Annotated in this window: 14 protein-coding genes; 7 read left to right on the top strand and 7 right to left on the bottom strand. The window is 73.0% G+C overall.

The window, feature by feature from the left end:
* Positions 1-29: 29 nt before the first annotated feature.
* Positions 30-1,538, top strand: coding sequence for an FAD-binding oxidoreductase (locus O7602_RS15035; protein WP_281589814.1), 1,509 nt, complete (start codon positions 30-32; stop codon positions 1,536-1,538).
* A 24-nt stretch (positions 1,539-1,562) separates the two neighbouring features.
* Here the strand turns inward: O7602_RS15035 and O7602_RS15030 are convergent, their stop codons facing one another.
* Entirely contained in the window at positions 1,563-1,898 is a 336-nt protein-coding gene (locus O7602_RS15030) for a YnfA family protein (protein WP_281589813.1), read from the bottom strand.
* An 89-nt stretch (positions 1,899-1,987) separates the two neighbouring features.
* On the opposite strand from O7602_RS15030, the gene O7602_RS15025 reads away from it, so the two are divergent.
* Both O7602_RS15025 and O7602_RS15020 read left to right on the top strand, forming a co-directional pair.
* Entirely contained in the window at positions 1,988-2,314 is a 327-nt protein-coding gene (locus O7602_RS15025) for a metalloregulator ArsR/SmtB family transcription factor (RefSeq protein ID WP_281589811.1), read from the top strand.
* Positions 2,314-3,072, top strand: coding sequence for a cation transporter (locus tag O7602_RS15020; protein ID WP_281589809.1), 759 nt, complete (start codon positions 2,314-2,316; stop codon positions 3,070-3,072). The genes O7602_RS15025 and O7602_RS15020 overlap by 1 nt, the downstream gene beginning before the upstream one ends.
* Here O7602_RS15020 and O7602_RS15015 read toward each other — a convergent pair.
* Entirely contained in the window at positions 3,047-3,571 is a 525-nt protein-coding gene (locus O7602_RS15015; RefSeq protein WP_281589807.1) for a GNAT family N-acetyltransferase, read from the bottom strand. The genes O7602_RS15020 and O7602_RS15015 overlap by 26 nt on opposite strands.
* 58 nt (positions 3,572-3,629) lie before the next feature.
* The gene (locus O7602_RS15010; protein ID WP_281589805.1) at positions 3,630-4,289 is read right to left on the bottom strand and encodes an HNH endonuclease family protein; all 660 of its coding nucleotides are present in this window, start codon (positions 4,287-4,289) and stop codon (positions 3,630-3,632) included.
* Positions 4,290-4,532: 243 nt separating this feature from the next.
* On the opposite strand from O7602_RS15010, the gene O7602_RS15005 reads away from it, so the two are divergent.
* From O7602_RS15005 to O7602_RS14990, 4 genes are all read left to right on the top strand, one after another.
* Complete coding sequence (locus O7602_RS15005; protein ID WP_281589804.1) at positions 4,533-4,736, top strand: hypothetical protein; 204 nt, start codon at positions 4,533-4,535, stop codon at positions 4,734-4,736.
* Between the two features lie 39 nt (positions 4,737-4,775).
* Entirely contained in the window at positions 4,776-4,982 is a 207-nt protein-coding gene (locus O7602_RS15000) for a hypothetical protein (RefSeq protein WP_281589803.1), read from the top strand.
* Positions 4,983-5,091: 109 nt separating this feature from the next.
* On the top strand, positions 5,092-5,841 hold the full coding sequence (locus O7602_RS14995) for a neutral zinc metallopeptidase (RefSeq protein WP_281589801.1): 750 nt from the start codon (positions 5,092-5,094) through the stop codon (positions 5,839-5,841).
* Between the two features lie 115 nt (positions 5,842-5,956).
* Positions 5,957-6,595 carry an HAD family phosphatase gene (locus tag O7602_RS14990; protein WP_281589799.1) on the top strand — a complete coding sequence of 213 codons (639 nt, stop codon included), beginning with the start codon at positions 5,957-5,959 and terminating at the stop codon, positions 6,593-6,595.
* 52 nt (positions 6,596-6,647) lie between these two features.
* Here the strand turns inward: O7602_RS14990 and O7602_RS14985 are convergent, their stop codons facing one another.
* The 4 genes from O7602_RS14985 to O7602_RS14970 all read right to left on the bottom strand — a co-directional run bounded on the left by O7602_RS14985 (position 6,648) and on the right by O7602_RS14970 (position 11,848).
* Positions 6,648-9,197, bottom strand: a complete 2,550-nt coding sequence (locus tag O7602_RS14985) for an ABC transporter permease (RefSeq protein WP_281589798.1) — start codon at positions 9,195-9,197, stop codon at positions 6,648-6,650.
* On the bottom strand, positions 9,197-9,964 hold the full coding sequence (locus O7602_RS14980; RefSeq protein WP_281589796.1) for an ABC transporter ATP-binding protein: 768 nt from the start codon (positions 9,962-9,964) through the stop codon (positions 9,197-9,199). The genes O7602_RS14985 and O7602_RS14980 overlap by 1 nt, the downstream gene beginning before the upstream one ends.
* 259 nt (positions 9,965-10,223) lie before the next feature.
* A complete protein-coding gene (locus O7602_RS14975) occupies positions 10,224-10,907 on the bottom strand; it encodes a response regulator transcription factor (RefSeq protein ID WP_281589795.1) in 684 nt (227 codons plus the stop codon).
* Entirely contained in the window at positions 10,904-11,848 is a 945-nt protein-coding gene (locus O7602_RS14970; RefSeq protein WP_281589793.1) for a histidine kinase, read from the bottom strand. Before O7602_RS14970 ends, O7602_RS14975 begins: the two co-directional genes overlap by 4 nt.
* Between the last annotated feature and the right edge of the window lie 48 nt (positions 11,849-11,896).

Genomic DNA, 11,896 nt, shown 5'->3' with positions numbered 1-11,896 from the left:
AGCGGACGGTGTGACCCGATCGAGAGGCCATGACCATGCCCGACATCTCGCGTCGAAAGCTGCTCCAGGCGACCGCCGCCGTGGGCGCCGGTGCGGTCGTCGCCCCGGCCGTGTTCACCGGACCCGCCCTGGCGACGACCGGCACCGACGGCTCCGGAGCACCCATCTGGGCCGAGTGCCCGCCGGTGGAACTGACCGGGCGGATCGTGCGCTTCGGTGATCCCGACTACCCGACCGCGAGCGTCGGGTGGGACGAGTTGTTCGTGCACAACCCGCTTGTCATCGTGTTCGCGCAGAACACCCAGGACGTGGTGAACGCCCTCGCCTGGTCCCGGCAGAACAACGTCGCGCTGCGGGTACGCAGCGGCCGGCACAGCCTCGAAGGCTGGTCCAACGTGGACAACGGCATCGTGATCGACGTCAGCGAGCTGAAGTCCGCCGAGATCAACCGGCCCGCGCTCACCGCGCGCGTCGGTGCCGGGCTCAACCAGTTGGAGGCGGTCACCACGCTCGCCCAGCAGGGTCTCGCGGTGACGACAGGTACGGAGGGGAGCGTGGGTCTGTCCGGCGCGACCCTGGGCGGGGGTTTCGGCTTCCTCACCCGGTGGCTCGGCATGGCCTGCGACAGCCTGATCGGGGCGGAGATCGTCGTCGCGTCCGGGGCGAACGGCGCCAGGGCGGTCGAGGTGGACCTGCGGAACCACGCGGACCTGCTCTGGGCGTTGCGCGGGGCGGGTAACGGCAACTTCGGCATCGTCACCTCGCTCACCTACCGGGTGGCCCCGCTGCGCGGCGTCGCCTACCTTCAGGCGACCTGGTCCGGCCTGGACGACCTGCCGGGCGTCTTCGACAGGTGGCAGCGCACCGCGCCGTTCACCGACGTCCGCCTCGGCTCCCAACTGGAGATCCACAAGTCGCAGATCCTGCTGTTCGGCGTGCTGGTCGAGGGCACCGAGGCGGAGGTGCGGCGGCTGCTGGCGCCGGTCCTGTCGGTCGGCAGCCCGCAGGTCACGGTGCAGATCGGCGGGTGGGGCGAGATCTACGCCGGGTTCCAGGTGCCGATCGAGGACGAGCCCGCGAACTGGAAGTTCTTCTCCCAGTTCACCCGCCGGCCGTTCCCGCCCGAGGCGATCGAGATCATCCGCTCGTTCATGGCGGTCGCGCCCACCGACGACAGCAACTTCTTCACCCAGGCGTTCGGCGTCGGCGCGCAGGCGAAGCAGCCGGCCGGCGGCTCGGCGTTCCCGCACCGCGACGCGATCTTCTACTCCGAGCCGGGCGCCGGCTGGGGGACCCGGGGCGTGCCGGACAGCGGCGACGCCCTCACCCCGGCCGCCCAGGCGTGGATCGCCGAGTTCAGCCAGGCGCTGCGCCCGTACGTGGACGGCGCCTACGTCAACGTGCCGAACATCGGCATGCAGGAGTGGGAGACCGCGTACTGGGGGCCGAACGTCGAGCGCCTGCGCCGGGTCAAGGCGTGGTACGACCCGCACAACGTCTTCCAGTACGAGCAGAGCATCCCGCCCGCCTCATGCTGAGCCGGGATGACCGCGTCGGGCAGGTCAGCTCGCGCGCGGCGCGTACATGATGATCGCGACGCCGACCAGGCAGACGGCCGCGCCGGCGAGGTCGTAGCGGTCGGGCCGGAACCTGTCGACGAGCATGCCCCAGGCGAGCGACCCGGCGACGAAGACGCCGCCGTAGGCGGCGAGGATGCGCCCGAAGTTCGGGTCGGGCTGGAACGTCGCGACGAAGCCGTAGAGACCCAGCGCGATGATCCCGCCCGCGATCCAGAGCAGCCCGCGGTTCTCCCGCCAGCCCTGCCAGACCAGCCAGGCGCCGCCGATCTCGGCCAGCGCGGCGACCAGGAACAGCAGGATGGAACGGGCGACGGTCATGCGTCCGACCGTATCGTCACGATCTTGTCGGTGGGCTACCGGAGGCAAGCCCGTCCACAACGATACAGTCAATGATGTACTGTCGTCGCATGCAGACGCTCCCGCACGCGCAGGTGCTGGCCCGCTTCGGTCACGCCCTCTCCGAGCCGATGCGCGCCCGGCTGCTGCTGGCCCTGCGCGACGGACCCGGCTATCCGGCGCAGTTGGCGGACCTGCTCGGCACCAGCCGGCAGAACGTGTCCAACCACCTGGCCTGCCTGCGCGGTTGCGGCCTGGTCGTGGCCGTGCCCGAGGGCCGGCGCGCCCGTTACGAGTTGGCCGACGCCCGGCTCGCCCACGCGCTGGGCGACCTGCTCGGCGTCGTGCTCGCCGTCGACCCGGCCGTGTGCGCCGACGCCGCCTCAGGTTGTTGCTGATGACGCACCTGCCACTCGTCCCGCTGACGGCCGCCGGTCCCGCGCCGGCCCGCCGCGCCGTGCTCGCCCGCCGGGTACGGCTGCTGGTCGCCGCGACGATCACCTACAACGTCGTCGAGGCGGTGGTGGCGATCGGCGCCGGCACCGTAGCGTCGTCCACCGCCCTGATCGGCTTCGGTCTGGACTCGGTCATCGAGGTGGCCTCGGCCAGCGCCGTGGCGTGGCAGTTCGCCGGCCGGGACCCCGAGGCGCGGGAGCGGATCGCGCTGCGGGTCATCGCGATCTCGTTCTTCGCGCTCGCCGGGTACGTCACCGTCGAGGCGGTCCGGGCGTTGCTCGGCGGCGCCGAGGCCGCGCACTCCACGGTCGGGCTGGTGCTGGCCGGCGTGTCGGTGGCGGTGATGCCGGTGCTGTCGGCCGCGCAGCGGCGGGCCGGTCGGGAGTTGGGTTCCCGATCGGCGGTCGCCGACTCGAAGCAGACGTTGCTGTGCACGTACCTGTCGGTGGTTCTGCTCGTGGGGCTGGCCGTCAACGGCCTGTTCGGCTGGTCGTGGGCCGACCCGGTCGCGGCACTGGTGATCGCCGTGGTCGCGGTGCGGGAGGGCCGGGACGCCTGGCGTGGCGAAACCTGCTGCGCGGTTCCGCCGGCCTCCGGTGGAGCGGCCGAGGACGCCCACTCGTGCGGCTCCGATTGCTCCTGCTGCGGCGTGCCGGTCGGCCGTGAGCCGTCGGTCAGCGACGCGGACCATCCGCGATGAAGATCCAGTCGAGGCCGTCCTCGCCCGGCACGTCCAGGTGCGCGGCGTGGCGCAGGCCGGCCCGTTCCGCGACCCGCCGGGAGGCGATGTTGGCCGGGCGGATCCGGGCGGCCACCGGCAGGTCGGGCCGGTGCGTGCCGGCCCAGCCCACGACGGCGGTGGCCGCCTCGCCGGCCACGCCGTCACCCCACGCGGCCGGGTCTAGGCGGTAGAACAGGTTCAGCACGTCGCGTTCGTGCAGCCGCATGATCTTCAGGCCGCAGAAGCCGAGCCGCCGGTCGTCGCGGCACACCACCCAGTAGCCGAAGCCGTGCACCCGCCAGTGCCCGTCCCAGCGCCGGAAGCGCTCCTGCGCCTCGGCGCGGTCGCGCAGCAGGTCGGAGGGGTTGTGCGCGCAGGCCCGGGGGTCGGTGTGCAGGGCGTGGAGCAGGTCGACGTCGGCGTGGGTGGGGCGGCGCAGGCGCAGCCGTGCGGTGGTCAGCTCCTCGTGCTCTCCCATCGCCGTTCATCATTCCAGCCGGTGCCCGGGCCGGTCCGGCCCGGGCACCGGGAGGGCGTCAGTACGCGTAGGTGACCGAGATGGTGGCGGCCGGGCAGTTGTTCGCCCAACTGGTCAGCGCGCTCTTCTCCGCGCTGTCCACGGTCAGCCGCCAGCGGATCTTCACCGCCACCCACTCGCCGACGTAGCGGCAGCGGGCCGAGGCGTACGGCGGCAGCCACGTCGCCGGGTCCTGGTCGCCCTTGGACTGGTTGACGTTGTCGGTGACCGCGGCCAGCGCCCGCGCGTCGCCCAGGTCGTTGGCGTACGCCTGCCGTCGGCTGGTGGTCCAGGTGCGCGCGCCGGAGTCCCATGCCTCGGCGAGCGGGACCATGTGGTCGATGTCCACGTCGCCGGTGGCGGTCCAGGTGGCGTTGTCGTAGTAGGAGTACCAGCGACCGCCGGAGAGCGTGCAGGTGCCGCTGATGGTGGGCTTCGTGGTGGCCTCGGCGTAGAGCACCTCGTTGCGGGTGTTGCAGCCGTCGCCGTCCGCGTCGATCCAGTGCGGGAACAGGTCGCGGCTGTAGCCGGTGCGGACCTCGGTGGCGACGCTCAGGCCGGCGACCGCGGTGGTGAGCGGGGCGGAGTAACCGGCGGCGCGGGCGGGCTGGGTGGGGCCGAGGGTGGCGGCCGTGATCGCGGCGAGGCTGATGGCCGTGGCGCGCAGGGTGCGGGACATGGGACTCCATCCAAGCGGGATTGGCTCTTACCGGTGCCCTCTTATATAGACAGACGTGGAAGCGATGGTCCAGTTCAACTTCCGTGAACATCCGCTGACGATCCCACCCCTACCTGCGCCGGGGTCCGGAATAAGGGGTGTGCGGTCCGGCCCGGCGGGCTACCGTCCGGAGTACGGCACGCCGAGCGCCGCGTCCCCACCCGCGCCGTCCGGTTGACGCGGCCGAGACGCCGAGGGGCGAGCATGAGCACGACGAAAGGGGCGGAGATGACCGACGAGGTGACGTCGAAGGTTCCGCCGGACCCGGCCCCCGTGCTGACCGCGCTTCCCCGCCCGCCGCAGGTCGGGCCGCCCAGCAGCCTCGACCTGTGGGCCCGCGCCCAGGTGTTGCACCGCTGCTTCGGCGACGACGACGGCGAGCCGCACATCATGCGCGGCCTGGACTAGGCGTACATCCGCTCGCCCGCGCCCCCTATCGTGGCGGATATGACGGCGGCGCTGGCGACGGTGATCGTGGTTCTGCTCGTGGCGGGCGTGGTCGGCTACGTCTCCTGGCGGGACCGGCGGCGGACCATCGACGAGGATCCCACGGCGGTCCGGGCGGCCCGGGCCGAGCGACACCGGCGGGCCGCCGAGCAGGCCCGCGCCCAGCACGACGGCTGGAACAGCGGCGGGCACGGCTTCACCGGCTGACGGCATCGTCGCGCCCGCGACACCTGAACGTTTCCCGACGCCGGTACGTGCAAGCCGGTGAGCGTAGGGGTACAAGCGCTCACACGGGTCGGACAGCCGGGAGGTAGTCGTGGGGGACAGGGTGGAACGCCGGCGGCTCGGGCCGTTGGCCGGGCTGCTGGTGGCCGTGGTGGTGGCCGCCGGCTGCATGGGTGGTGGACTCGACCAGGGGGGGCCGCAGCAGCCCGCCCCGCGGCCGAGCGGGGAGCCGGCGTCACCGGACGCGGTGACCACCCGGGCGGACGGGACCACCAGCGTCGCCGAGTTCAAGCAGGACTTCGCCGACGCCGTCGCCGTCGCCGAGCAGTACTGGACCGCCCGGTTCCGCGCCTCCGGGCAGCGGTTCCAGCCGATCCGGCGGGTGGTGCCCTACACCCGTGCGGGCGAGGTGACCTGCGGCGGTCAGGGGCTGCCGCGCAACAACGCCGTCTACTGCTCGGCCGGCGACTTCATCGCCTACGACGTGAACTGGTCGGTCTCGGCGTTCCGGCAGGTCGGGGACGCGTTCCTGTTCTACCTGCTGGGTCACGAGTACGCCCACGGCGTGCAGACCCGGCTCGGCATCCGCTACAACTTCACCATCCAGCAGGAGTTGCAGGCCGACTGCATGGCCGGGGCGTACCTGGGCGACAGCGTGCGCGACGGGACGCTGAAGCTGGAGGACGGCGACCTCGACGAGTTCCGGGAGGGGCTGCTCGCGGTCGGCGACGACCCGGACCAGCCCTGGTTCGCCGAGGGCGCGCACGGCACCGCCGAGCAGCGCAGCGAGAAGTTCTTCGCCGGCTACGAGAACTCGCTCGACGCCTGCGGCCTCGGTTGATGCCACAGGTCACCCCGGGAGGGGACGATGCCGTGCGGGCGGCGGGCGGCTGGCAGGATCGCCCCGGTAGGTGTACCGAAGGAGGCCCCCGCTGAGCAGCCCACACCCCGCCGCCGTGCTCTTCGACATGGACGGCACCCTGGTCGACAGCGAGAAGCTGTGGGACGTCGCGTTGCAGGAGATGGCCGCCGTCTACGGCGGCACGCTGTCCGAGGCGGCCCGGCAGGCGATCATCGGGACCTCGATGGCCGACGCCATGCGGATCGTGCACGACGACCTCGGCCAGCCGGAACGGGATCCGCAGGCCAGCGCCGACTGGATCAGCACGCGGATCCTCGACCTGTTCCGCACCGGACTGCGGTGGCGGCCGGGCGCGTTGGCGTTGCTGCGGGCGGTGCGGGCCGCCGGCATCCCCACCGCGCTCGTCACCTCCAGCGGCCGGTCACTCGTCGAGGTCGCCCTGGACACGCTGGGCCGGGACAGCTTCGACGCGGTGGTCTGCGGCGACGAGGTGGGCGAGGCCAAGCCGCACCCGGAGCCGTACCTGACCGCCGCGAAGCTGCTCGGCGTGCCGATCGAGCGGTGCGTGGCGATCGAGGACTCACCGACCGGCGTGGCGAGCGCGCTTGCCGCCGGGGCGGCGGTGCTGGCCGTGCCGGCCGAGGTGCCGCTGCCGCCGACCGACGGCGTGCACCAGTCGGAGAGCCTGACCGCCGTCGACCTGGAGTTGCTCGCCGCCCTGCTGAACCGTTAGGCGGGGGCCCTTCTTATCGCCCAGGCGATAAGAAGGGCCCCCGCCTAACGGTTCAGTCGTGGGCGATGGCGCCCAGCACGTTGATGCGGGCGGCGCGGATGGCCGGCAGCACCGCCGCCACCACGCCGATGATCGCGGCCAGGACCAGGAACGTCACCATCTGACCCCAGGGCAGGACCAGGTCGGTGATGCCCTCGTCCTTGAGCGCCCGCACCACGGCCGCGCCGAGACCGGTGCCGACCACGACGCCGAGCAGCGCGCCGAAGACCGAGATCACCACCGCCTCGACGGTGATCATGCGCATGGTCTGCGCCCGGCGCAGGCCGATCGCCCGCAGCAGACCCAGCTCGCGGGTCCGCTCCAGCACCGACAGGGCCAGGGTGTTGATGATGCCCAGCACGGCGATCACGATGGCCAGCGCCAGCAGGATCTGGATCATCCGCAGCGGGGTGTCCAACTGGCTGGTCTGCTGCTTGATGAACGCGGCCCGGTCCGCCACCGACACCTCCGGACTGTCCGCCAGCAGCCGTTCGATCTGCGGTTGCACCGCGCTGACCGGCGTGCCCGGCGCGAGTTGCACGAAGCCCTGGCTGGGCTGTGGGATCGCGAAGTCGGTGACCGCCTGCGGCGGGAGCACCACCGGGTTGGTCAGCTGGGAACTCTCGTAGATGCCGCTGACCGTGTAGGTGCGCGCGTCACCGCGGGACAACTGCACCGGCACGGTCGAGCCGACCGACAGGTTGCGGGACTTCGCGGTGTCCGAACTGAGCAGCATCTGGTCCGGGGCCAGTTGGCTGATGTCACCGGCGGTGGCCTTCGCCCCGAAGATCCGCTCCAGCGCGGACACGTCGCTCGACGCCGCCACCCAGGTCCGCTTGCCGCCGACGGTGGCCATGTCGCCGTACTCGCCGTCGACGAGCCGCACCCCGGGGATCGCCGCGGCCTGGGCCAGCACCGCCGGGTCGAAGCTCGCCGGGCGGGGCCCGGACATGCTGCCCGCGATCACCAGCTCGGCCTTGATCCGGTCCTCGGCGAGGGCGCTGATGCTGCCCTTGGCCGAGTCCAGGATCACCGTCACGCCGGTCACCAACGCGATGCCCACCATCAGCGCGGCGGCGGTGATCGCGGTCCGGCGCGGGTTGCGGCCCGAGTTGAGCCGGCCCAGCTTCCCCGGCACCGACCAGGCGAACAGGGTGCCGAGCAGGGCCACCACCGGCCGGCTGATCACCGGGGTCAGCAGCGCCACCCCGATGAACGCGAACAGCACGCCGCCGAGGATGGTGGCCAGGGTGTTGCCGCCGGCGTTGCCGCTGAGCCCGAGGAAGAGCAGGACCGCCCCGATCGTGGTGACCACGGCGCCGCCGACTGTCACCTTGGTCAGTGGCCGGTCCGGTGTGGCCACGTCCTGCATCGCGGCGATCGGCGGGATCCGCGCGGCCCGCAGCGCCGGCAGCAGCGCCGCGACCACCGTGATCAGCAGACCCACCGTGAACGCGCCGATCACCGCCGCGGGCGGCACGCCCAGCCCGGCCAGGGTGAGACCACCGGCGAGCGTGCCGAACAGGTACGCCAGCAGCGCGCCCACCCCGATGCCGGCGGCGAGTCCGAGCACCGAGGCGACCAGGCCGACCGCCACCGCCTCCAGCACCACCGAGCCGATGACCTGCCGGCCGCTGGCCCCGATGGCCCGCATCAGGGCCAGCTCACGGGTGCGCTGGGCCACGATGATCGAGAAGGTGTTGAGGATCAGGAACGTGCCGACCAACAGCGCCACCGCGGCGAAACCGAGGAGGATCTTGTTGAAGAACGACAGCCCCTCCTTCAGGCTGGCCGAGGCGTCGTCGGCGAGCTGCTCGCCGGTCTTCACGTCGTAGTCGGCGCCGAGCGTGCGGGACACCTCGTCGCGCAGCGCCTCCGGCGTGGTGCCGTCGGCGGCCCGCGCGCTGACGTGCGTGAACACGTCCGGCTTGCCGAGCATCAACCGCTGGGCGACGGGCGTGGTGAAGGCGATTTCGTTCACCCCGCCGATCGAGTCCCGGCCGCCGCTGTAGCCGAACACGCCGACCAGGGTGAACTCCTCCTTCGGCGACAACGTCAGCACACCGACCCGGTCGCCGACCTTCACGTTCGCCGCCTTGGCCAGCGCGGCGTTGACCGCGATCTCGTCGTCGGCCCGCGGGCCGCGGCCCTCGCGCAGCTTCATCAGGTCGTCCTCGCCGAGCCAGTTCTCCCCGAGCTGCGGCGGCCCGAACGAGGTGACCACCTTGCCGTTGCTGCCGATCAGCCGCGCGCCGTCGGCGGCGACCGCCCCGCGTACGTCCGTGGCGCCCGGCACCGCTGCGACCCGGTCGACCACCGACGCCGGCACCGGGGCGGCCACCGGCTCGCCCTCGGCCTCGGAGACCTCGACCTTCGGCTTGGCCGCCACGTTCACGTCGATGGCGGCGTAGGCGTCGGAGAAGACCGCGTCGAAGGACCGGCCCAGCGTGTCGGTGAGCACGAACGCGCCGGAGACGAACATGACGCCGAGCACCACCGCCAGGCCGGACAACACCAGGCGCAGCTTGCGCGCCAGCAGGCTCTTGAGCGTCGCCCGGAACATCAGTTGCCCACCTCGACCGGCGCGTCGAGCTTCTTCATGGTGTCCAGCACCGTCTCGGCGGTCGGCTCGACCAGCTCAGAGACGATCTCCCCGTCGGCGAGGAAGACCACCCGGTCGGCGTACGCCGCGGCGGTCGGGTCGTGGGTGACCATGACGATGGTCTGGCCGTGCTCGCGCACCGAGTCGCGCAGGAAGTTGAGCACCTCGGCACCGGAGCGGGAGTCCAGGTTGCCGGTCGGCTCGTCCGCGAAGATCACCTCGGGCCGGGCGACGAGCGCCCGGGCGCACGCCACCCGCTGCTGCTGGCCACCGGAGAGCTGCGCCGGTCGGTGCCCGAGCCGCTCCCGCAGGCCGACCGTGTCGATCACGGTGTCGTACCAGGCCGGGTCGGGTTTGCGCCCGGCGATCGACAGCGGCAGCAGGATGTTCTCCTGCGCGGTGAGCGTCGGCAGCAGGTTGAACTGCTGGAAGATGAAGCCCACCTTGTCCCGGCGCAGCTTCGTCAGACCCGAGTCGTTGAGCCCGGTCACCGTCGTCTCACCGATCATCACGGTGCCACGGGTCACCGAGTCCAGGCCGGCCAGGCAGTGCATGAGCGTCGACTTGCCGGAGCCCGACGGGCCCATGATCGCGGTGAACCGGCCGCGTTCGAACTCGGCATTCACCCCCCGCAGCGCGATGACCTGCGCCTCACCGCTGCCGTACACTTTCCACACGTCGTTCGCCCGGGCCGCGGCCTGCGCCTGCTGGCCTACCGTCGCGGTCACGTCATCTACCTCTTCCGTCGTGCTCGGAGATCCGCACCGCCCCCGCTGGCCGGTGCGGCAGTTCCCATCCTCGGCGCCGCCGGTCGCGGATCCGTCCGACCCCGGGCGGAATCCGTGCCGAATTTCTGGTGGGGGTCGCCCCCCAGGCCGGCTCGGGGTGATCCCTGACCGGGCGGCGGCGTCGACGGTAGGACCCCACGTCGCGTGAGGGTCAACTACGCGCCGCCGCCGTTGGTCACGGTACGTGGATGCCGCCACCTCAACCGCCCGGCCGCACCAACCCCGTCTCGTACGCCAGGACCACGGCCTGCACCCGGTCGCGCAGCCCCAGCTTGGTCAGCACGTGCCCGACGTGGGTCTTGACCGTGGTCTCGCTCACCGACAACTCCCGGGCGATCTCGGCGTTGGACAGGCCGCGCGCCACCTGGGTCAGCACCTCCCGCTCGCGTTCGGTGAGCGGATCCAGCACCCGCGGCGGCGCGGCGGCCGGATCCGGCAGCACGTCGGCGAAGCGGTCCAGCAGCCGGCGCAGGATCCGCGGCGCCACCACCGCCTCCCCGGCCGCCACCGTGCGGATCGCGGTGACCAGGTCCTCGGCCGGCACGTCCTTGGCCAGGAAACCGCTCGCGCCGGCGCGCAACGCCCCGACCACGTACTCGTCCAGCTCGAACGTGGTCAGCACGAGCACCCGCACCGGCAGCCGGGCGTCCACGATCGCCCGGGTGGCGGCCACCCCGTCCATCCGCGGCATCCGGATGTCCATCAGCACCACGTCCGGCAGCAGCCGCCGGGACAGCTCCACCGCCTCCACCCCGTCGCCGGCCTCGCCCACGATGTCCAGGTCACCCTCGACGCCGAGGACCATCCGGAACCCGGTACGCAGCAACGGCTGGTCGTCGGCGAGCAGGACCCGCACCGGTCGGGGCGCGGCGGCGTCGGTCATGTCTTCCCCTCGTCGTGCCGGTCGGCGGTCGGTCCGCCGACCGTGCCGGCCGGGTCCAGCGGGATCCGGGCGTACACCCGGAAGCCGCCGCCCGGCGCCGGTCCGGTCCGCAGGATCCCACCGTAGAGGGCGACCCGCTCCCGCATGCCGACCAGGCCGGGTCCGATCCGGTCGGGCGACGCCGGGCCGCGTCCGGTGTCGGTCACCTCCACGGTCAGGAATCCGTCAGCGGCGGTGAGCCGGACCGACGCGGTGGCCGGACCGGCGTGCCGGAGCACGTTGCGCAGCGCCTCCCGCACGACCCGGTGCGCGGCGAGCGCGACGCCGTCGCCCACCGGCGCGAACGAGCCCTCGGTCCGCAGCGTGACCGGCAGCCCGGCGTCGCGGGCCTGCCGCACCAGCGTGACGACGCCGGCCAGGCCGGGCAGCGGCGCCAGTTCGGCGGCCGGGCCGGCGTCGGCGCGCAGCACCCGCAGCAGCCGGCGCAGCTCCCGAAGGGCCGCCCGGCCGGTCTCCTCGACCGCGGCCAGCGCCCGGTCCGCCGCCGCCGGATCCCGGGGCAGCGCCCGGCGGGCCCCGGTGGCCAGCACCCCGATCGCGGCGACCTGGTGGGCCACCAGGTCGTGCAACTCGCCGACGATCCGTCGACGCTCGTCGGCGACCACCGCCGCGCCGGCGGCGGCGTCACCAGCGTCCGGCCCCGCCGCACCGGTGGCGGCGCCCCGAACGGCCGGCGTCGCCGCACCGGTGGCGGCGCCCCCGGCGGTCGACGTCGGCGCCCCGGGGCCGTCCGCGACGGGCGGTGTCCGCGCCGGGACGTCCCCGTCGGCGCCCGTGCGGGCGCGGACGGGCCGGGGTCGCGCCGCCCGACCCACCGCGTACGCCACCGCGGCGGTGAGCAACGTGTCGAGCATCCGGCGGGCCGGTAGCCGGTCGGTCATGCCTGGAGACGCTAGGCCGACCCGGCGCGCCTCTCGTCGTCGCCGGAG

The organism is Micromonospora sp. WMMD1128 (genome assembly GCF_027497235.1).
Taxonomy (GTDB): domain Bacteria; phylum Actinomycetota; class Actinomycetes; order Mycobacteriales; family Micromonosporaceae; genus Micromonospora.
Note: the sequence above shows the minus strand (reverse complement) of the source record. Positions and strands in the feature narration are given on the sequence as shown.

What these genes read in the sequence shown, in the direction of transcription:
- O7602_RS15020 (WP_281589809.1), top strand. Translation starts at nt 2,314, where the DNA reads ATGACGCACCTGCCACTCGTCCCGCTGACGGCCGCCGGTCCCGCGCCG.
- O7602_RS15000 (WP_281589803.1), top strand. Translation starts at nt 4,776, where the DNA reads ATGACGGCGGCGCTGGCGACGGTGATCGTGGTTCTGCTCGTGGCGGGC.
- O7602_RS14975 (WP_281589795.1), bottom strand. Translation starts at nt 10,907, where the DNA reads ATGACCGACGCCGCCGCGCCCCGACCGGTGCGGGTCCTGCTCGCCGAC.
- O7602_RS15010 (WP_281589805.1), bottom strand. Translation starts at nt 4,289, where the DNA reads ATGTCCCGCACCCTGCGCGCCACGGCCATCAGCCTCGCCGCGATCACG.
- O7602_RS15030 (WP_281589813.1), bottom strand. Translation starts at nt 1,898, where the DNA reads ATGACCGTCGCCCGTTCCATCCTGCTGTTCCTGGTCGCCGCGCTGGCC.
- O7602_RS15035 (WP_281589814.1), top strand. Translation starts at nt 30, where the DNA reads ATGACCATGCCCGACATCTCGCGTCGAAAGCTGCTCCAGGCGACCGCC.
- O7602_RS15025 (WP_281589811.1), top strand. Translation starts at nt 1,988, where the DNA reads ATGCAGACGCTCCCGCACGCGCAGGTGCTGGCCCGCTTCGGTCACGCC.
- O7602_RS15015 (WP_281589807.1), bottom strand. Translation starts at nt 3,571, where the DNA reads ATGGGAGAGCACGAGGAGCTGACCACCGCACGGCTGCGCCTGCGCCGC.
- O7602_RS14985 (WP_281589798.1), bottom strand. Translation starts at nt 9,197, where the DNA reads ATGTTCCGGGCGACGCTCAAGAGCCTGCTGGCGCGCAAGCTGCGCCTG.
- O7602_RS14970 (WP_281589793.1), bottom strand. Translation starts at nt 11,848, where the DNA reads ATGACCGACCGGCTACCGGCCCGCCGGATGCTCGACACGTTGCTCACC.
- O7602_RS15005 (WP_281589804.1), top strand. Translation starts at nt 4,533, where the DNA reads ATGAGCACGACGAAAGGGGCGGAGATGACCGACGAGGTGACGTCGAAG.